This window comes from Aestuariivirga sp. (assembly GCF_020252405.1).
Taxonomy (GTDB): Bacteria; Pseudomonadota; Alphaproteobacteria; order Rhizobiales; family Aestuariivirgaceae; genus Aestuariivirga.
Genome location: NZ_JADCDA010000059.1, coordinates 1 through 17837, shown reverse-complemented (window position 1 = coordinate 17837; position 17837 = coordinate 1). Strand labels below are relative to the sequence as shown.

The window sequence follows — 17837 nt, the reverse complement described above, 5'->3', positions numbered from 1 at the left end:
TTGACGGCGCCGTCGCCCATGTAGGTCAGCGAGACGTTCTGCAGGCCGCGGTATTTGTAGGCGAAGGCGAGGCCCGTCCCCAACGGAACCTGCGCGCCGACGATGCCGTGGCCGCCGTAGAACTGCCTCTCCTTGCTGAACATGTGCATGGAGCCGCCCTTGCCCTTGGACAGCCCGCCCCGGCGGCCGGTGAGTTCGGCCATGACGCCCTTGGGGTCCATGCCGGCGGCCAGCATATGGCCATGGTCGCGGTAGGAGGTGATGACCTGGTCGCCCTCCTTCTGGGCCATTTCCACGCCCACGACCACCGCTTCCTGGCCGATATAGAGGTGGCAGAAGCCGCCGATGAACCCCATGCCATAGAGCTGGCCCGCCTTCTCCTCGAAGCGGCGGATCAGCAGCATCTCGCGATAGGCGAAGAGCTCCTCTTCCGTCGTGAAGCCGCTGTTGGTGAGGTTGGGCTTGTCACCCTTGGGCGATTTCTTCGAGACATAGGCCGATCTGACCGCCATGAATGCTTCCTCCAGCCATGACTATTTGAATTTCATAGCATTAAACATTTGAGAAAGCAGGCCGTTTCGCGAATTAACCGGATTTTGGTTTACGCTTCGGATTTCACTCGGAGATTTGCCGCCGCGTGAAGGCCACCACATCGCTGGGCCTGGCGAGCTCCAGGTTGCCGCGGGCCAGTTCGTCGAGGAGATCGGGGTCGATGCTCTCAGGGCGCAGCAGCGACACCTTGCTTTCCAGCTTCCCGCGCTGGTTCTGGAGGCCCTCATATTTGCTTTTGAGGGAGGCGACCTTCAACTCGAGACTGTCACGGTGGGGAAATCCGCGGGGCCCTTCGTAGGCCTGCCAGCCGAAATAGCCAAGCAGCGCCGAGCAGACGCAGGTGACGACAAAGTCGAAGCGGCGCATTGGCCAAACCCTTTGATTGCTCCCGCAGGATTCCGCGGACTCGGTTAACAAACCTCCCAGCATGCCGCGATTTATTCGCTTGAACTTTGCGGTTACCGGGCCGATGTAACTCCAGGAGTTACCGTTATGCTGAGCAGCAGCCGTTTCATCGTCGCCGTCCACGCCATGAGCGTGCTAGCCCGGTTTCAGGGCAAGGGCCCCGTATGTTCGGCTGCCGTGGCGGAGAGCGTGCACACCAACCCGGTGGTGATCCGCCGGCTGATGGGCGAGCTTGAGAGGGCGCATCTGGTGAAGTCGGTGGCGGGCCGCGCGGGCGGCTTCGAGCTGAGCAAGGACCCGGCCGGGATCACCCTGGCGGACGTCTATTTCGCGGTGGAGGACGAAAACGTCTTCCGTATGCACAAGACGGACCCGCGTTCGTGCTGCCCCGTGGCGGCGCAACTGGGCAAGGTGCTGTCCGGACCGTTGCGGGCAGCGGAATGCGCGCTGCATTCCTCCCTCGCCAGAACGTCAATCCGCGACGTCGCCCTCGCCATCGTCTGACGGGCGGCCCGATCAGGCGGCGATGGCCTGGATGAGATCGGAGATCAGGTCGTCCGTGTCCTCAAGCCCCACTGACAGGCGCACCATGCCGTCCGTGATGCCCATCATGGCGCGGGCCTCAGGCCCGATGTTGCGGTGGGTGGTGGAGGCCGGATGCGTCATCAGCGATTTGGCGTCGCCCAGATTGTTGGAGATGTCGATGATCCCCAGGCGCCGCAGCACGTCGAAGGCCTTCGCCTTGCCGCCGTCCACTTCGAAGGTGACCATGGTGCCGCCGAGCTTCATCTGCTTGCGGCACAGCGCCGCCTGCGGGTGCGAGTCGAGATGGGGATAGAGCACGCGGGCCACACCCTTCATGGCTTGCAGCGCCTCCGCCACCTTGCGCGCCGAATGACTCTGCGCCTCGACGCGGAGCTTCAGCGTCTCAAGGCCCTTCAGCAGCACCCAGGCGTTGAAGGGCGAAATCGACGGGCCGGTGTGGCGCAGGAAGGGCTTCAAAAGCTGTTCCTTGAAGGCCTTCGTCGACAGAATGGCGCCGCCCAGCACGCGGCCCTGCCCGTCCATGTGCTTGGTGCCCGAATAGACGATGACGTCCGCGCCGTAATTGAGAGGGCGCTGCAGGATGGGGGTGGCGAAGATGTTGTCCACCACCACAGTGGCGCCCTTCGCCCTGGCGATGCCGCAGACGGCTTCGAGGTCCAGCACCTCCAGCGTCGGGTTCGACGGGGTTTCGAGAAAGACACACTTCGTCTCGGAGGTGATGGCCTGCCTCCAGGCGGTGAGGTCGCCGCCGTCCACCAGCGTGGTCTTGATGCCGAAGCGCGGCAGGATCGCGGTGACCACCTGATAACAGGAGCCGAACAAAGCCTTGGACGCCACGAGATGATCGCCCGCCTTGATCTGGCAGGCGAGTGCGCCGAACACGGCCGACATGCCCGACGCCAGCGCGTAGCAGGCCTCCGCCCCTTCGAGCAGCGCCAGGCGCTCCTCGAACATCGAGACGGTGGGGTTGCCATAGCGGCCATAGACATAGCCGTCATCCTCACCGGCGAAGCGGCGCTCGGCGGTTTCCGGCTCGTCATAGACAAAGCCCGAATTGAGGAAGAGCGCTTCCGAGGTTTCGCCATGCTCCGTTCGATGCAGGCCGCCGCGCACCAGCTTGGTGGCATCGCCCCAATCACGCGGATCAGACTTGTGCTTCTTCATCAGCCTCGCCTTGCTAGCTTTGGACCCATGGGAGCCCGGCGGCCTTCCAGCCGCCGAGCGTGCCGCGATGGCCCGAACCATCCTTGTCGCCCTCGAAGCCCTCGGCCACGTTCCAGGCATTGGAATAACCCGCCTGCGTCAGCGCCGAGGCGGCCGAGGCCGAGCGCGCGCCGGACCGGCAGATGCAGAGGATCTCGGCGTCCTTCGGAAGCCCCATCTGCGCCACCTCGGCAACGAAATTGCCGTTGACCTGCATGGAGGGAAACACCTGCCAGGACAGGCGGATCAGCCGCTCGACCGCCGGCACGCCGACGAACACCCATTCGGGCTGGGTGCGCACGTCAATGAGCACGGCGGCCGGGTTGTTCTGGAGCCGCTGATAGGCCTCGGCAGGCGAAATGTCACCCTGATGCATGGAACGATCCGTTCGTTGTTTCGAACGATTTAGTCCAAACCGATACCCCCTGCAAAGGAATTTGGCCGCCGGGCCGGCCAGGGGTGAAGGGCTGGCCCGTTCCCGTGAGGCGGTTTGGCGCTTCCGGATCGGGGGTCCGGCCTGTTAGAAGAATTCACCATTTGATCCGGAGCTTTTCTTCCATGTCCAAGTCCCTGCCCGCCCGTGCCGACGTCGTGATCATCGGCGGCGGCATCGTCGGTTGTTCGATCGCTTATCATCTGACGAAGGAGGGGATCACCGACGTGGTGCTGCTGGAGCGCAAGCAGCTGACCTCCGGCACGACGTGGCATGCGGCGGGCCTCGTGGGCCAGCTGCGGGCGACGCGCAACCTCACCGAACTCGCGAAATACACGACCACGCTGTTCGAGGGGCTGGAGAAGGAAACCGGACAGGCCACCGGCTTCAAGCAGAACGGATCGATCTCCGTGGCCCTGACCGACGGGCGGCTGGAGGAGCTGATGCGCGGCGCCTCCATGGCGAAGAATTTCGGGCTCGACGTGCAGGTGATCTCGACGGGCGAAATCCACGAGCGGCTGCCGCATTACAATATGGAGAACGTCAAGGGCGGCGTGTTCCTGCCCAGGGACGGACAGGTGAACCCCATCGATGTCACCCAGGCGCTGGCGCAGGGCGCGCGCTCGCGCGGCGCGACGATTTTCGAGAATGTGAAGGTGACGCGGATCCTCACCAGGGACCGTGCGGCCTATGGCGTTGAGACCGCTGACGGCACGATCATGGCCGACAAGGTGGTGGTGGCGTCGGGCATGTGGTCGCGCGAGCTTGGCCGCTCCATCGGAGTCAACATTCCGCTCCATGCCTGCGAGCATTTCTATATCGTGTCGGAGCCGATCGCGGAGCTTCCCCGCAACATGCCGGTCGTCCGCGTGCCCGACGAGTGCACCTATTACAAGGAGGATGCCGGCAAGCTGATGGTCGGCGCCTTCGAGCCCAGGGCCAAGCCCTGGGGCGGCGGCGGCATTGACGAGGAACACGCCTTCGTGACGCTGCCCGAGGACATGGACCATTTCGAGCCGATCCTCAGCCATGCCATCAACCGCGTGCCGCTGCTGGAAACCGCGGGCATCCAGCTGTTCTTCAACGGGCCGGAGAGCTTCACGCCGGACGTCAAATACTATCTGGGCGAAGCGCCGGAGGTGAGGAACGTCTATGTGGCGGCGGGCTTCAACTCGATCGGCATCCAGTCCTCGGGCGGTGCGGGCCTTGTCCTTTCCCGGTGGATCAAGAACGGCCATCCGCCGATGGATGTGACCGGCATGGACATCCGCCGCATCCACCCGTTCCAGTCGGTGAAATCCTACCTGCGCGAGCGCGTGTCGGAGAGCTTAGGCCTGCTCTATGCCATGCACTGGCCCTACCGCCAGGCGGAGACGGCGCGCGGCGTGCGCCGTTCGCCGCTCCACGCTTACGAGAAGGAACTGGGTGCTGTCTTCGGCGAGGTGAATGGCTGGGAGCGCCCCAACTGGTATGCCCGCGACGGCGTGACGCCTGCGTATGAATATTCCTATGGCCGTCAGAACTGGTTTCCCTGTGCGGACTACGAAGCCAAGCAGCTGATGACCAACTGCGCCTTCTTCGACCAGTCGAGCTTCGCCAAATACTCCGTCGAGGGCCGCGATGCGGCGAAGGTGCTGAACCGCGTCTCCGCGGCGAATGTCGACGTGGAGCCGGGCCGCATCGTCTATACCCAGTGGCTGAACGGGCGCGGCGGCATCGAGGCGGATTTGACGGTCACGCGGCTGGAGGAGAACAAATTCCTCGTCGTGACGGGTGCCGCACCCCAGACGCGCGACATGGCGTGGCTGAAACGGCACACCCCGCCGGACGCCCATTGCGTGGCCACCGACATCACGTCCGGCCTGCCGATGATCGCCATCATGGGGCCAAAGTCGCGCGCGCTGCTCGAGAAGGTGTCGGGCGCGGACCTCTCGAACGCCGGTTTCCCCTTCGGTACGTCGCGCGAAATCGAGGTGGGCTATGCCCGCGTGCGGGCGAGCCGCATCACCTATGTGGGCGAGCTGGGCTGGGAGCTCTATATTCCCACCGAGTTCACCGCGCATGTGTTCGAGGTGCTGCAGGCGGCGGGCAAGGAGTTCGGCCTCACGCCCGCGGGCATGCACACCATGAACAACTGCCGCACCGAGAAGGCCTATCGCCACTGGGGCCATGACATTGCGGATGAGGATACGCCGCTGGAAGCAGGTCTCGGCTTCGCGGTCGCCTGGGACAAACCGGGCGGCTTCATCGGGCGCGAGGCTCTGCTGAAGCAGAAGGCCCTGCCCGTGCTCCCGAAGCGGTTCGTCTGCCTGGCGCTGGAGGACAATTCGGAAAATGCCCCGATGATCTATCACGAGGAGCCGATCTACCGGAACGGCGTGATCGTCGGCTCCACCACCTCGGGCGCGTGGGGTCACCGCGTGAACCTGTCGCTGGGGCTGGGCTACATCCACAACAAGGATGGCGTGACCAGGGAGTGGATCGAGAGCGGCACATGGGAGGTGGAACTCGCCTGGAAGCGCCATCCCGCGCGCGTGCAGTTTCAGGCCTTCCATGACCCCAGGGGCGAACGCATCAAGGCGTGAGGGCCTTGGCATTGCGCAACGGCGTCATGCCATTGGCGAGCACGACGATCAGCGACATGATGACAAGCATCAGGAAACTTGGCGTGCCGGCATCGCCGAGCAGGACAAAACAGTTCGAGGCGATGATGAAGGTGACAATCGCCAGGATATGATGAAGCGTCGAAATCCGGGCTCCGAACGCCAGCTTCAGCATTTCGAAAAACAGCGCAACGAGGCCCGCGATCACGAAGAAGTCCTCTCCCCGCAATGTCATCTCCGTTCCGGACATGAGCGTCATCGAATAGGCATCGCCGTCAAGCATCATGCCGCCGCCCGCGGCCAGCAGCAGATAGGCCGCGATGACAATGGCGAGGGCGGGGAAGGCAGTGATATGGTTCATGGCGGCGGTTCTCCGGTGGTTTCCCTTGCTAGCCCAAGTTCCGCGATTCCCGCAAAGTCGGGTTGAACGGCGCGCCGGACAAAATGTTCTTTAAAAAGAACACCGTCTGGTCTATATTCCCCGCAGCAAGAACATGGAGGCAGACTCAGATGACCCTGCAAATCGGCGATCCCGCTCCGGACTTCGAGGCCAACACCACGGAAGGCCGGCTGAAGTTCCATGATTATATCGACGGCAGCTGGGTGGTGTTCTTCTCCCACCCCAAGGACTTCACCCCCGTGTGCACGACCGAGCTGGGCTCGGTTGCGAAGATGAAGCATGACTTCGACAGGCGCGGCGTGAAGCTGATCGGCATCTCGGTCGACTCTGTCGAGGACCACAAGCGCTGGAAGGATGACATCAAGGACGTGACCGGCGCCACGGTGAATTATCCGATGATCGGCGACGAGGACCTCGCGGTCGCCAAGCTCTATGGCATGATCCACCCCAACGCGTCCGGCAACGCCAGGGGCCGCACGGCGGCGGACAACGCGACCGTGCGCAATGTGTTCGTCATCGGGCCGGACAAGAAGATTAAGTTCATCGCGGCCTATCCGATGAGCACGGGCCGCAACTTCAACGAAATCGTGCGCGTGGTGGACTCCCTCCAGCTCACCGCCACGAAATCGGTGGCCACGCCTGCCGACTGGAAGCAGGGCGAGGACGTGATCATCCTCGCGTCGGTCTCGGACGAGGCCGCCAAGGAGAAGTTCCCCGGCGGCTGGAAGACGCTGAAGCCCTATCTGCGCGTGGTGCCGCAGCCGAAGTAAGGGCTGAGCCCCTGCGGCGCCCGCGGCCCGCAGCACGATCTCAAAATGCCCGGCTGGTCCGGGCATTCCTGTTACCGCACAAGCGCGTTGTCGTGTCGCGCCGGGCAGGGGCGCGGACCCATGAAAGTGCGCGTCAGTGCTGTACCGCCCCGGCTCGCAGGTGAATGTAGCCTACCGCGAGAATGGTGATCACCGCGCCGAGAAGCTGCAGGCCCGTGAGCATCTCGCCCAGCAGCAAAAATGCCAGCACCAGCCCGAACACAGGGGTGAGATTGAGGCAACTCCCCGCCAGCCCTGCCGAGATCCTCGCCAGAGCATACATGTAAAGGGAGAAGGCCACCGCATATTGCAACATGCCCGAGATGATGACCACCGTCCACTCGCCACCCGCCGATGGCCATGCCAGCCCCCCAAAGAGCAGCGCATCCGCCGGTAGAGCCGCCAGCGCCAGCACCAGGGCCGAGAGCTGCTGCAAGCCCACGATCACCAGCGTGTCGTGATCGGCGGCAATGCGGGCGCTGAGCGTCACATAAACGGCAGCAGCGGCGGTCGCGACGAAAATGAGGGTGACGCCGGTCGGATCATTCTCCCCGGTGCCGGAGTCGAAGAGTCCGAGGGCCATGGCGAGGCCCGCCAGCGCGACGAGCGACGACACTACGACCGGCATCCGCAAAGGCTGCGCCAGCAGGATTGCCGCGAGCACCAGGATCATGATCGCCTCGCTGGCCTGGATGAGCGTGGCCACCCCTGCTCCCACGCTGACTAGCCCGATGAGGCCGAGAAGATAGGCGAGACCCGGCTCCAGGAGCCCCAGCAGCGCGATGCGGCCGGCCGCACGACGTTGCGGCAGCCTGCGGCGCAGGACGAGGATAACGCCCCACAACAGCACGTTGCTCACCATCAGCTGCAGGGTGAGCAGCAGCACGGGAGAGGTGTTCTGGAGCGCTGCCTTGGAGAGCACCGTGGCGCTGGCCCAACACAAAGCGGCAAGGGAGGCAGCTGCCACGCCCGTGACGTGCTGCCCCGCCGCCGGACTCATCCGGCACCGACAGCGCGGGCGACGAGGCTATTGAAGTGGGCAAGCGGACCCTCGGTGAGGGCCGGATGCGCCGGGTTGACCACGAACACCCCATGCTCCAGAGCGCCGGACTTCAGGCCCTTGTGCGCCGCCACGATCAGCTCATTGTCTTCGCGCTCCAGCACGTTTCCTTCCCAGTCCATAAGCGCCTGCGCTTCGGCATCGACCGCGCCATCGACAAAGAAGTAGTCGCAATAGCCAATCGTGCGCTCGGCCGAGACCGGCAACATGTGGAAGACGAGAAGGTTCTGCTGGCCGGGGAAAATGTTGAAGGTGAGGTTGGGCCACAGGCCCCAGCCGGAAAACTCCGTCTGCATGCCCTCATGCGGCGTATAGCGGTAGGCGGCATTGTCCGGCCGCAGCGCCGGCGCACGCGTCGACACGTAGAACGCTGATTGCAAGACCTCGAAGGCGGGGATGCACATCAGATCGGCGAGGGCCGGGTGGGTCGGAGTGCAGTGATAGCACTCGAGATAGTTCTCGACCATCACCTTCCAGTTTCCGGCGACCTCCGCCGTGAATCGCCTTGCGAAGCGCAGCCTGTCGAGGGCGGGGGACTTCGCCTCAAGCTCCGCCAGGAAGCCGCCGAAACGTTCGTCGAAATTGTCCGGCCCCGCTTCGATCCGCACAAATACAAAACCGTGCCGGACGATCACCTCGACCGGGCGCAGCCCATCATGACCGCAGGGGAACTGTCCGCTGCCGAGACCCGGCACCGCCCGCAACACGCCATCCGTGCGATAGGTCCAGGCATGATATGAACAGGTGAACTGGTTAACCCTGCCCGCGCCCACCGCCAGAACATGGCCGCGGTGCACGCAGACATTATAAAAGGCGCGGATCACCTGATCGCTGCCACGCACGATAAGCAGCGGCACCGGTCCCACGTCGAAGGTCTGGTAGCTGCCCGGTTCGGGCAGCTGCGACACATGCAGCGCGTAAAGCCACTCGCGCCGGAAGATTGTGCGGAATTCCAGGTCATACCGATCAGGAGATGAATAGGCCCCGGCAGGCAGTGTCCGCACGAAGCTCAAAGACGAAGGAGACGACATCGGACCACCTCTAAGCTTAAATGTATCTTACGTTAGGTCAAATCATCCACAATGTCAACGGATTGCGTTCCCCGTTTATGTGATGGAGGCGCGTTCCGCCGCGGCGCGCTTCCTATACGACGGGGCGTGACCTTGGCTCACCACCACTGCCTTGCCGTGTAGCCGCCCGCCGCCTGTTCGATGGCGGCTGCTGTCTGGAACAGGGTTTCCTCGCCGAAGGGTTTGCCGATGAGCTGAAGGCCGAGCGGCAGGCCTTCGGCGGAGAGGCCGGCGGGGACCGAGATGCCGGGGAGGCCCGCCATGTTGACCGTGACGGTGAAGATGTCGTTCAGGTACATCTGAACGGGATCGGTGATCTCGCCCGGCGCGAAGGCGGGGCTTGGCGTGGCGGGCGTCAGCACCACGTCCACCTTGTCCCAGGCCCTGTCGAAGTCCTGCTTGATCAGTGTGCGGACCTTCTGGGCGCGGACGTAATAGGCGTCATAATAGCCCGCCGAGAGCACATAGGTTCCGATGAGGATGCGGCGCTGCACCTCGCGGCCGAAGCCCGCGGCGCGGGAATTCTCGTACATGCCGGCGATGTCGCCGCCGGGCACGCGGAGGCCGTAGCGCACGCCGTCATAGCGCGCCAGGTTGGAGGAGGCTTCCGCCGGGGCCACGATGTAATAGGCGGGCAGCGCATATTTGGTGTGGGGGAGCGAAATCTCGACGATCGTGGCGCCTTCAGCCTTCAGCCACTCCGCGCCCCTGCTCCACAGCGCATCGATTTCGGCGGGCATGCCGTCGACGCGGTATTGCCTTGGAATGCCGACGCGCAGGCCCCGGATGGGGCGGCCGATGGCGGCCTCGTAATCGGGCACGGGAAGATCGACGGAGGTCGTATCCTTGGGGTCAACGCTTGCCATCGACTTCAGCATAATCGCCGCATCGCGCACGTCACGCGCGATGGGGCCGGCCTGATCGAGCGAGGAGGCGAAGGCGACGATGCCCCAGCGCGAGCAGCGGCCATAGGTGGGCTTGATGCCCACCGTTCCGGTGAAGGCCGCTGGCTGGCGGATTGAGCCGCCGGTATCCGTTGCCGTTGCGGCGGCGCAGATATGCGCCGCCACAGCCGCCGCCGAACCGCCCGACGAGCCGCCGGGAACGAGGGCCGCGTTGGAGTTGGTCCGCTTCCATGGGTTGATGACGTTGCCGTAATGGCTCGTCTCGTTGGAGGAGCCCATGGCGAACTCATCCATGTTGAGCTTGCCGAGCATCACCGCGCCGTCACGCCACAGATTGGCGGTGACGGTGGATTCATAAGGCGGCCTGAAGCCGTCAAGCACGTGGCTGCAGGCCTGGGTGTGGATGCCTTCCGTGGCGAAGAGGTCCTTGATGCCGAGCGGAATGCCCTCAAGCGCGCCGCCCTGCCCCGCGGCGAGCCTGGCATCAGAGGCCTTCGCCATGTCGCGCGCCTTTTCCGGCGTCTCGACGATATAGGCGTTGAGCACGCGGGCCTTCTCCATGGCGGCGAGATAGGCCTCTGTCAGCTCGAGTGCCGTGAACTGCTTGTTCCGGAGGCCGTCACGCGCGGCGGCGATGGTGAGGGCGGTGAGGCTGGTCATGTTCATCCGTTCATGCTTATGGAGTTCCCCGGGTCAAGCCGGGGGATGATTGAGTGAGCCGCCGCGGCGGTTCACTCAACCACCCTGGGGACCATGAAAAAGGAGTCCTCCTGTGCCGGAGCATTGGCGGTGATCTTTGCAGGGTAATGCCCGTCCGTCACCTCGTCCTTGCGCATCTTCATTTTCATGGTGACGACCGATGTCATGGGCTCGACGCCAGACACGTCCACCTCGTTCAGCTGCTCGATGAAGCCCAAGATGGCGTTGAGTTCGCCCGCAAGACGCGGCACGTCCTCATCCTCCACCCTGAGGCGCGCCAGACGCGCCACGCGCTTCACGGTGCTCTGATCGACCGGCATGACACCATTCCCCTGAACTGATCGTGGCGCGGAATAGCACCCGCTCAGGACACCTGCAACCTGGCTTTCTGGCGGCCCTTTTCGTCAAAGTTTTCCGGGCGCAGCCAGCGCTCGAAACCCGCCCGGACGCGCGGCCAGTCCTTGTCCAGCATGGAAAACCAGGCCGTGTCCCGGCTGCGGCCCTTGACGATCATGTGCTGGCGGAAGACGCCCTCGAAATGGAAGCCGAAGCGCTCCGCCGCCTTGCGGGAGGGGGCATTCAGGGCGTCGCACTTCCATTCCAGCCGCCTGACACCCAGGTCATCGAAGCAATGGCGGATCATCAGGAAGATGGCCTCTGTTGCCTCCCGCGTCTGCTGCAGGCCGGGCGACAACCAGATATGGCCGATCTCGATCACCCCGTTCGCGGCATCGCAGCGCATGAAGGCGCCCATGCCGCAGGCTCTGCCGGTGGCGCGGTTGATGAAGGCATAAAACCACGGGTCGCGGGAGGCCTGCCGCTCCTTCACCCAGGCTTCGAACTGTTCGAAGCCCGCCCAGGGACCGTAGCCGAGATAGGTCCAGACATGGCCCTCCGGGTCGCTGTCGTTGACCGAAGCATGGAGGTCACTGGCATGGCGCTCCGCCGACACGGGTTCGAGCAGCACCCAGCGGCCGTGCAGCGGGCGCATGTCAGGCTTCGAACCCGGCGGCAAGGGGTCCACGATGGGGCTGGCCGAATGGCCGTGGTAGGTGATCTTCATTGGGAGGCTCCTGTGGATGGGGATGTATCCTCCGCCGTCAGGGGAATGGCAATGTGGCGGATTTCGGGGTGTTTGCCATCCATAAAGGAACGTCATCCCGGCGAAAGCCGGGACCCCGCTTTCTGACCGCGCTTGCTGACCCAAAGCGGGGCCCCGGCTTTCGCCGGGGTGACGGAATAAACAGTGGTTCTTGCGTGCGGGGCAAGATCCACTAAACCCTCCGCCATGCCCGCCACTGACCTCACGCTCCGCCAGGCCATCGCCGCGATACCGCCGGACAAGCGGCTGATGGGGCTTGACCTTGGCTCGAAGACCATCGGGGTGGCGACCAGTGACCGTACCCGGACGATCGCCACGCCCGTCGAGACCATTGCGCGGAAAAAGTTCACGCCGGATGCGGAGCGGCTGATCGCCATCGCCAATGCCGAGAACATCGGGCTTGTCGTGCTGGGGCTGCCCGTCAACATGGATGGCACGGAGGGGCCGCGCTGCCAGTCGACGCGGTCCTTCGCGCGGAACTTCGGCAGGCTGTCGCCCATCCCCATCGTGTTCTGGGATGAGCGGCTGTCGACGGCGGCGGTTGAGCGCATGCTCATTGAGGCCGATGCCTCGCGCGCCAGGCGTGGCGAGGTGATCGACAAGCTGGCCGCCGCATGGATTCTGCAGGCCGCGCTCGACTCCCTCCGATGACGACGATCTTCCTCGCGCTCCTGCCCGTCTTCATCGTGATCCTCGTGGGCTTTGCATTGGGGAGGGGGCGCGTCATTTCGGCCGGGCAATGGGCGGGGCTGGACCATGTCTGCTATTTCGTGCTGTTCCCGGCGATCATATTCAAGGAGATCGCCGCGGCGGATTTCTCCCACGTGCCGGTGCTGCGGATGGCGGGGGCCATGGCGGTCTCGGTCTTTCTGATGATCGGGCTGCTGGTGGCGCTCAACCGGCCGCTGATGGCGGGGCTCGGCATCAATGGTCCGCAGTTCACCTCGCTCGTCCAGGGGGCGGCGCGCTGGCACACCTTCATCGCCTTCGCCATCATCCCGCTCACCTTCGGCGCGCAGGCGCTGCCGCTCGGCGCGGTGGGCGCGGCGGCGATGACGCCCTTGCTCAACATCCTCTGCGTCATCGTCCTGGCCCGCTTCGCGCATGAGGCCCATGTCCCGCCGGGGCCGCTGCTGCTGTCGATCCTGAAGAACCCCTTCGTCGTCTCCTCCCTGGGCGGCGTGGCGTGGCAATTGTCGGGGCTGGAGCTTCCGGCCATGGCGCTGCAGGTGCTGGACATGATCGGGCGCGGCGCGCTGGGCCTCGCCCTGCTCACCGTGGGGGCGGGCCTGCGGATCGGGACCGCGCTCACCCAATGGCGGCCGGTGGCCCTGGCGGTTGTGCTGAAGCTGCTCGGCATGCCAGCCCTCATGGCGGGAACGCTGTGGCTGATGGGGGTTGATGGCGAGGCCTTCGCGGTGGCGCTGCTCTGCGGGGCGGTGCCGACCGGGTCCGGCGCCTATGTTCTGGCCCGCAGGATGGGCGGCGATGCGCCGATGGTGGCCAATATGCTGACCATGCAGGTGATCGCCGCTGCCGTCACAATTCCGCTGGTCCTGTGGCTGGCGGGTGTGGCCCGTTAAGCCCCGGTGCACGGGCCGGAAATGGCGCTTGCGGGGGCAGCGAATAGGGCTTACACCCCCGGCTTTAATGACACGCGAAGCCCGCCCGCCGCTCCTCAGGCGCCAGCACCTGCTGGCCATCGAGGATATCTCCTCCCTTGAAGCCATCCGCCTTCTCGATCTCGCCGAGCGCTATGTCGAGGTGAGCCGCCAGACCGACAAGCGGCAGTTGGTGCTTCAGGGCCGCACACAGGTGAACCTGTTCTTCGAGGCCTCCACCCGCACGCAAAGCTCCTTCGAGATCGCCGGCAAGCGTCTGGGCGCCGACGTCATGAACATGGCGGTCGCCAATTCCGCCGTATCGAAGGGCGAGACGCTGCTTGACACGGCGATGACCATCAACGCCATGCAGCCCGATTTCCTCGTCGTGCGCCACCAGTCCTCGGGCGCGGCGGAGCTCCTCGCGCAGAAGGTCTCCTGCGCCGTCATCAATGCGGGCGACGGCCAGCACGAGCACCCCACACAGGCGCTGCTCGACGCGCTGACCATCCGCCGCCACAAAAAGACTTTCGAGGGCCTCATCGTGGCGATCTGCGGCGACGTGCTGCACTCGCGGGTCGCCCGCTCCAACATCCATCTGCTCAACAAGCTGGGCGCCCATGTGCGGGTCGTGGCGCCTTCGACGCTGCTGCCTTCGGGCATCGCCAATTTCGGCGTCGAGGTTCACCGCAGCATGGAGACGGGCCTCAAGGGTGCTGACGTGGTGATGATGCTGCGCCTGCAGCTTGAACGCATGACGGGGGCCTTCGTGCCGTCGATCCGCGAATACTACCGCTTCTTTGGCCTCACTGCTGGGAAGCTGAAACTCGCCAGGCCCGGCGCCATTGTCATGCACCCCGGCCCGATGAACCGCGGCATCGAAATCGACTCGGATGTGGCCGACGGCGCGCAGTCGGTGATCCGCGAACAAGTGGAGATGGGCGTCGCGGTGCGCATGGCGGTGCTGGACGCGCTGTCGCGCAATCTTCCCGGCGGAGGCAACGCATGATCGCCCCTGCCCGCCAGAACGCGCGCCGCCGCGCCTACCTGAATGCCGAGATCGTGGCGCCCGCCCAGGGACTTGCCGGCAGGGGCGGAATCCTGATCGAGGATGGCTGGATCCTCGATGTGGGGCCGAAGGTGACGAAGGACAGCTTTGGCTCTTCCGCGCAGGTCACCGATTGCAGGGGCCTCACCCTCATCCCCGGCCTCATCGACATGCGGGTGTTCACCGGCGAGCCCGGCGCCGAATACCGCGAGACGCTGGCCAGCGCCTCGGAGGCCGCGGCGGCAGGCGGCGTCACCACCATGATCGTCATGCCCAACACCCGGCCGGTGATCGACGATGCGGCGATCGTCGACTTCATCCTGAGGCGCGCGCGCGACACCGCCTCGGTGCGCGTCGCCCCGATGGCGGCGATCACCAAGGGCCTCAACGGCGAGCTGATAACCGAGATCGGCCTTCTCAAGGAGGCCGGAGCCGTGGCCATCACGGACGGGGCCAGGGCGGTGGCCAACGCCAATGTGTTCCGCCGCGCGCTGACCTATGCCAGGGATTTCGACCTGCCCGTCGTGCAGCATGTGGAGGAGCCAACGCTTGCCTCGGGCGTGATGAACGCGGGCGAGGCGGCGAGCCGCCTTGGCCTGTCCGGCAACCCGGCCATGGCCGAAGTCATCATGCTGGAGCGCGACCTGCGCCTTGTCGAGATGACGGGTGCGCGCTATCACGCCGCGCAGATTTCGAGCGGTCAGGCGGTGGAGGTGATGCGCGCCGCCAAGGCGAGGGGGCTTCCCGTCACCTGCGGCGTGTCGATCCACCATCTCGTGCTCAACGAGAATGACATCGGCGCCTATCGCACCTTCTTCAAACTCTCGCCGCCGCTCCGCGCCGAGGAGGACCGGCGGGCGCTCGTCGAGGCGGTGAGCGACGGCGCCATCGACGTGATCGTTTCCGGCCATGACCCGCACAGCGCCGACACCAAGCGCCTGCCCTTCGCGGAAGCCGCCTATGGCGCGATCGGGCTTGAGACCATGCTCTCCGCCGCGCTGGGGCTCCACCACAACGACGGCGTGCCGATGGCGCGGCTGGTCGAGACCATGTCGTCGAAGCCGGCGGAAATCCTGCGGCTCGAAACCGGCCGCCTCGCGCCGGGCGCTCCGGCCGATTTCACGCTGCTGGACAGGCACCTGTCCTGGACGGTCGAGAAAGAGGGCCTGCGCTCGCGCGCCAAGAACTCGCCCTTCGAGCGGCGCACGCTGGAAGGCCGCGCGGTGGAGACCGTCGTTGCGGGCGAAAGCGTCTTCGCCTACGCTCGCGGCTGACTGCTGCCCCTGTCCTTCCCCCGCCCGCCCGCGGGAAGGGCGGGGCACAACAGCAAACCTGACCTGCATGGGTGAATGATGGGCTCCGGCCTTGAAATGTTGATTGCCCTGGTGTTCGGCTATCTCTGCGGCACGATCCCCTTCGGGCTGCTGCTGACCAGGGCGGCGGGGCTGGGCGATATCCGGTCGATCGGCTCGGGCAACATCGGCGCCACCAATGTGCTGCGCACGGGCAACCGTAAGATCGCCGCCCTCACGCTGTTCCTCGATGCGCTGAAAGGCGCCTTGCCCGCCGCGCTGATGGGCTGGCTTTATGGTCCAGACGCCGGCATCCTCGGGGGGCTTGCCGCCTTCTTTGGGCATCTTTTTCCGGTGTGGCTGGGCTTCAGGGGCGGCAAGGGCGTGGCCACCAGTATCGGCGTGCTGTTCGGGCTGTTCTGGCCGCTGGGGCTGGTCTTCCTTGGGGTGTGGATCGGCATGGCGCTCGTCTTCCGCATCTCGTCCCTTTCGGCGTTGACCGCGAGCGTCCTGTCGCCCTTCGCGGCTTACGCGCTGGGGCGCGGCGACCTGATCCTTCCGGCCGTCATCATGGGGGCGGCGGTCTTCCTCACCCACCGCGCCAACATCGCGCGCCTCCTCAGGGGCGAGGAGCCGCGCATCGGAAAGTCGAAGCCCGCATGATGGAGATTTGAATGGGCGCCGGCCCGCTCAGCGACGAGGAGCGCCTCGACTGGCTGATACTGTCCCGCAGCGAGAACGTCGGGCCGGCCACCTTCAGGACCCTGATCGCGCGGTTCCACACCGCCGGTGCGGCGCTCAAGGCGCTGCCCGATCTCACGCGCAAGGGCGGGCTCAGGCGGCCGCCGCGCATCTGGAGCCGCGAGGCCGCCGAGCGCGCCATGGCAAATGCGGAGAGGATCGGCGCGCGCTTTCTGTGCAGCATCGAGCCCGCCTACCCGGCCCTGCTGCGCACGGCGGACACCGCTCCGCCCGTCCTCTGCGTCAAGGGCGATACGCGCCTTTTCGCGAAGAGCGGCATCGCCATCGTCGGCGCGCGCAACGCCTCGGCACTGGCGCGCAAGTTCACCCGCCAGCTGGCGCATGAGATCGGGGCCGAAGGCCATGTGATCGTCTCCGGCCTCGCGCGGGGCATCGACACGGCGGCGCATGAGGCCGCCATCGAGACCGGCACCATCGCCGTCGTCGCGGGCGGCCTCGACGTCATCTACCCGCCCGAGAACGGGGCGCTGCATGCGGCGATCTGCGCGCACGGGGCGATCGTCTCGGAGCAGGTTCCGGGCACGGAGCCCAAGGCGGATTTCTTCCCCCGCCGCAACCGCATCATCTCGGGACTGTCACGCGCGCTGGTCGTGGTGGAGGCGGCGCTGCGGTCGGGCTCGCTCATCACCGCGCGCTTTGCCGCCGAACAGGGGCGCGAGGTCTTCGCCGCGCCGGGCTCGCCATTGGACCCGCGCTGCGAGGGCTCCAACCGGCTGATCCGCGATGGCGCCACATTGCTGATGTCATCGCGGGACGTGCTCGGGGCGCTGGGCGGCAATGCCCCCCGGCAGATGAGCTTCTTCGAGCCGGACCCGCCGCCGCTGCCGCTGCGCGAGCCGGACGCCGCCGACATGCGCCATGTGCTTGAGCTGCTTTCCCCCAATCCCATCGAAACCGATGACCTGGCGCGCGAAAGCGGCCTCGATGCCGCCACGCTCTCCGCCCTGCTCCTCGAACTGTCGCTCGCGGGCCGGATCACGCGGCACCCCGATGGCAGCGTGTCGCTGGCCTGACAGGGCGCGGATGGGGAGGCGAATCGCATATGGCGGCGGCGTGTCTTGTGCCATGTCAGTTTTCCCTTCTCCCGTCGCGGTACGCGATGGGAGAAGGCAACCCATATGCGATAGCCCTGCCCACGAGGGGGAGGGAAATCCTAGAGAGGCGCGCAGTCGAGTGAGATCAGTCCGCATAATTTGCTCCCTCCCGGCCGTCATTCCGGCGAAGGCCGGAATCCAGCTTTCTTTCAACGCGTGCTGACGCAAAGCGGGATTCCGGCCTTCGCCGGAATGACGGCATAAGAGGAGCATAAACGGTATTCTGATTTCAGTTGAACGCCCGATGCTTTAG

18 protein-coding genes and 1 pseudogene are annotated in these 17837 nt (G+C 65.4%); 9 read left to right on the top strand and 10 right to left on the bottom strand.

Annotation, left to right across the window (positions count from 1 at the left end):
- Together IOC69_RS09730 and IOC69_RS09725 are read right to left on the bottom strand one after the other, a co-directional pair.
- Positions 1–431, bottom strand: a pseudogene (locus IOC69_RS09730) (thiamine pyrophosphate-dependent enzyme); the annotation flags it as partial.
- 184 nt (positions 432–615) lie between these two features.
- Entirely contained in the window at positions 616–918 is a 303-nt protein-coding gene (locus IOC69_RS09725; RefSeq protein WP_290543352.1) for a septum formation initiator family protein, read from the bottom strand.
- Between the two features lie 126 nt (positions 919–1044).
- On the opposite strand from IOC69_RS09725, the gene IOC69_RS09720 reads away from it, so the two are divergent.
- Positions 1045–1461, top strand: coding sequence for an Rrf2 family transcriptional regulator (locus IOC69_RS09720; RefSeq protein WP_290543351.1), 417 nt, complete (start codon positions 1045–1047; stop codon positions 1459–1461).
- 12 nt (positions 1462–1473) lie between these two features.
- Here IOC69_RS09720 and metZ read toward each other — a convergent pair whose 3' ends face one another.
- On the bottom strand, positions 1474–2667 hold the full coding sequence (gene metZ, locus IOC69_RS09715) for an O-succinylhomoserine sulfhydrylase (RefSeq protein WP_290543350.1): 1194 nt from the start codon (positions 2665–2667) through the stop codon (positions 1474–1476).
- Between the two features lie 13 nt (positions 2668–2680).
- A complete protein-coding gene (locus IOC69_RS09710) occupies positions 2681–3082 on the bottom strand; it encodes a rhodanese-like domain-containing protein (protein WP_290543349.1) in 402 nt (133 codons plus the stop codon).
- A gap of 182 nt (positions 3083–3264) precedes the next feature.
- Between IOC69_RS09710 and IOC69_RS09705 the strand changes: the two genes are divergently transcribed.
- Positions 3265–5724, top strand: coding sequence for an FAD-dependent oxidoreductase (locus IOC69_RS09705; RefSeq protein ID WP_290543348.1), 2460 nt, complete (start codon positions 3265–3267; stop codon positions 5722–5724).
- Here the strand turns inward: IOC69_RS09705 and IOC69_RS09700 are convergent.
- The gene (locus IOC69_RS09700; RefSeq protein ID WP_290543347.1) at positions 5714–6103 is read right to left on the bottom strand and encodes a hypothetical protein; all 390 of its coding nucleotides are present in this window, start codon (positions 6101–6103) and stop codon (positions 5714–5716) included. The genes IOC69_RS09705 and IOC69_RS09700 overlap by 11 nt on opposite strands.
- 149 nt (positions 6104–6252) lie before the next feature.
- Here IOC69_RS09700 and IOC69_RS09695 point away from each other — a divergent pair, with 149 nt between their 5' ends.
- The gene (locus IOC69_RS09695) at positions 6253–6912 is read left to right on the top strand and encodes a peroxiredoxin (RefSeq protein WP_290543346.1); all 660 of its coding nucleotides are present in this window, start codon (positions 6253–6255) and stop codon (positions 6910–6912) included.
- 133 nt (positions 6913–7045) lie between these two features.
- Here IOC69_RS09695 and IOC69_RS09690 read toward each other — a convergent pair whose 3' ends face one another.
- The 5 genes from IOC69_RS09690 to IOC69_RS09670 form a co-directional block, all read right to left on the bottom strand.
- Positions 7046–7918 (bottom strand): DMT family transporter, encoded by an 873-nt coding sequence (locus tag IOC69_RS09690; RefSeq protein WP_290543345.1) that lies wholly within the window; start codon positions 7916–7918, stop codon positions 7046–7048.
- A gap of 29 nt (positions 7919–7947) precedes the next feature.
- Positions 7948–9042: an aromatic ring-hydroxylating dioxygenase subunit alpha gene (locus IOC69_RS09685; RefSeq protein ID WP_290543344.1), complete on the bottom strand. Its 1095-nt coding sequence runs from the start codon at positions 9040–9042 to the stop codon at positions 7948–7950.
- Positions 9043–9179: 137 nt separating this feature from the next.
- On the bottom strand, positions 9180–10646 hold the full coding sequence (gatA, locus tag IOC69_RS09680) for an Asp-tRNA(Asn)/Glu-tRNA(Gln) amidotransferase subunit GatA (RefSeq protein WP_290543343.1): 1467 nt from the start codon (positions 10644–10646) through the stop codon (positions 9180–9182).
- 71 nt (positions 10647–10717) lie between these two features.
- Complete coding sequence (gene gatC, locus IOC69_RS09675) at positions 10718–11005, bottom strand: Asp-tRNA(Asn)/Glu-tRNA(Gln) amidotransferase subunit GatC (RefSeq protein ID WP_290543342.1); 288 nt, start codon at positions 11003–11005, stop codon at positions 10718–10720.
- A 44-nt stretch (positions 11006–11049) separates the two neighbouring features.
- Entirely contained in the window at positions 11050–11748 is a 699-nt protein-coding gene (locus IOC69_RS09670) for a GNAT family protein (protein WP_290543341.1), read from the bottom strand.
- 225 nt (positions 11749–11973) lie between these two features.
- Between IOC69_RS09670 and ruvX the strand changes: the two genes are divergently transcribed.
- The 6 genes from ruvX to dprA all read left to right on the top strand — a co-directional run bounded on the left by ruvX (position 11974) and on the right by dprA (position 17503).
- Complete coding sequence (gene ruvX, locus IOC69_RS09665; RefSeq protein WP_290543340.1) at positions 11974–12438, top strand: Holliday junction resolvase RuvX; 465 nt, start codon at positions 11974–11976, stop codon at positions 12436–12438.
- A complete protein-coding gene (locus tag IOC69_RS09660; protein ID WP_290543339.1) occupies positions 12435–13370 on the top strand; it encodes an AEC family transporter in 936 nt (311 codons plus the stop codon). Before ruvX ends, IOC69_RS09660 begins: the two co-directional genes overlap by 4 nt.
- A gap of 67 nt (positions 13371–13437) precedes the next feature.
- Positions 13438–14397, top strand: coding sequence for an aspartate carbamoyltransferase catalytic subunit (locus IOC69_RS09655; RefSeq protein WP_290543338.1), 960 nt, complete (start codon positions 13438–13440; stop codon positions 14395–14397).
- Positions 14394–15710, top strand: a complete 1317-nt coding sequence (gene pyrC, locus IOC69_RS09650; protein ID WP_290543337.1) for a dihydroorotase — start codon at positions 14394–14396, stop codon at positions 15708–15710. The genes IOC69_RS09655 and pyrC overlap by 4 nt, the downstream gene beginning before the upstream one ends.
- A gap of 75 nt (positions 15711–15785) precedes the next feature.
- Positions 15786–16391, top strand: a complete 606-nt coding sequence (gene plsY / locus IOC69_RS09645; protein ID WP_290543336.1) for a glycerol-3-phosphate 1-O-acyltransferase PlsY — start codon at positions 15786–15788, stop codon at positions 16389–16391.
- A gap of 11 nt (positions 16392–16402) precedes the next feature.
- The gene (gene dprA, locus IOC69_RS09640) at positions 16403–17503 is read left to right on the top strand and encodes a DNA-processing protein DprA (protein ID WP_290543335.1); all 1101 of its coding nucleotides are present in this window, start codon (positions 16403–16405) and stop codon (positions 17501–17503) included.
- Positions 17504–17837 lie beyond the last annotated feature (334 nt).

What these genes read in the sequence shown, in the direction of transcription:
- IOC69_RS09705 (WP_290543348.1), top strand. Translation starts at nt 3,265, where the DNA reads ATGTCCAAGTCCCTGCCCGCCCGTGCCGACGTCGTGATCATCGGCGGC.
- dprA (WP_290543335.1), top strand. Translation starts at nt 16,403, where the DNA reads ATGGGCGCCGGCCCGCTCAGCGACGAGGAGCGCCTCGACTGGCTGATA.
- gatA (WP_290543343.1), bottom strand. Translation starts at nt 10,646, where the DNA reads ATGACCAGCCTCACCGCCCTCACCATCGCCGCCGCGCGTGACGGCCTC.
- IOC69_RS09725 (WP_290543352.1), bottom strand. Translation starts at nt 918, where the DNA reads ATGCGCCGCTTCGACTTTGTCGTCACCTGCGTCTGCTCGGCGCTGCTT.
- pyrC (WP_290543337.1), top strand. Translation starts at nt 14,394, where the DNA reads ATGATCGCCCCTGCCCGCCAGAACGCGCGCCGCCGCGCCTACCTGAAT.
- IOC69_RS09670 (WP_290543341.1), bottom strand. Translation starts at nt 11,748, where the DNA reads ATGAAGATCACCTACCACGGCCATTCGGCCAGCCCCATCGTGGACCCC.
- IOC69_RS09720 (WP_290543351.1), top strand. Translation starts at nt 1,045, where the DNA reads ATGCTGAGCAGCAGCCGTTTCATCGTCGCCGTCCACGCCATGAGCGTG.
- gatC (WP_290543342.1), bottom strand. Translation starts at nt 11,005, where the DNA reads ATGCCGGTCGATCAGAGCACCGTGAAGCGCGTGGCGCGTCTGGCGCGC.
- IOC69_RS09695 (WP_290543346.1), top strand. Translation starts at nt 6,253, where the DNA reads ATGACCCTGCAAATCGGCGATCCCGCTCCGGACTTCGAGGCCAACACC.
- IOC69_RS09710 (WP_290543349.1), bottom strand. Translation starts at nt 3,082, where the DNA reads ATGCATCAGGGTGACATTTCGCCTGCCGAGGCCTATCAGCGGCTCCAG.
- IOC69_RS09685 (WP_290543344.1), bottom strand. Translation starts at nt 9,042, where the DNA reads ATGTCGTCTCCTTCGTCTTTGAGCTTCGTGCGGACACTGCCTGCCGGG.
- IOC69_RS09660 (WP_290543339.1), top strand. Translation starts at nt 12,435, where the DNA reads ATGACGACGATCTTCCTCGCGCTCCTGCCCGTCTTCATCGTGATCCTC.
- IOC69_RS09700 (WP_290543347.1), bottom strand. Translation starts at nt 6,103, where the DNA reads ATGAACCATATCACTGCCTTCCCCGCCCTCGCCATTGTCATCGCGGCC.
- IOC69_RS09655 (WP_290543338.1), top strand. Translation starts at nt 13,438, where the DNA reads ATGACACGCGAAGCCCGCCCGCCGCTCCTCAGGCGCCAGCACCTGCTG.
- metZ (WP_290543350.1), bottom strand. Translation starts at nt 2,667, where the DNA reads ATGAAGAAGCACAAGTCTGATCCGCGTGATTGGGGCGATGCCACCAAG.
- ruvX (WP_290543340.1), top strand. Translation starts at nt 11,974, where the DNA reads ATGCCCGCCACTGACCTCACGCTCCGCCAGGCCATCGCCGCGATACCG.
- plsY (WP_290543336.1), top strand. Translation starts at nt 15,786, where the DNA reads ATGATGGGCTCCGGCCTTGAAATGTTGATTGCCCTGGTGTTCGGCTAT.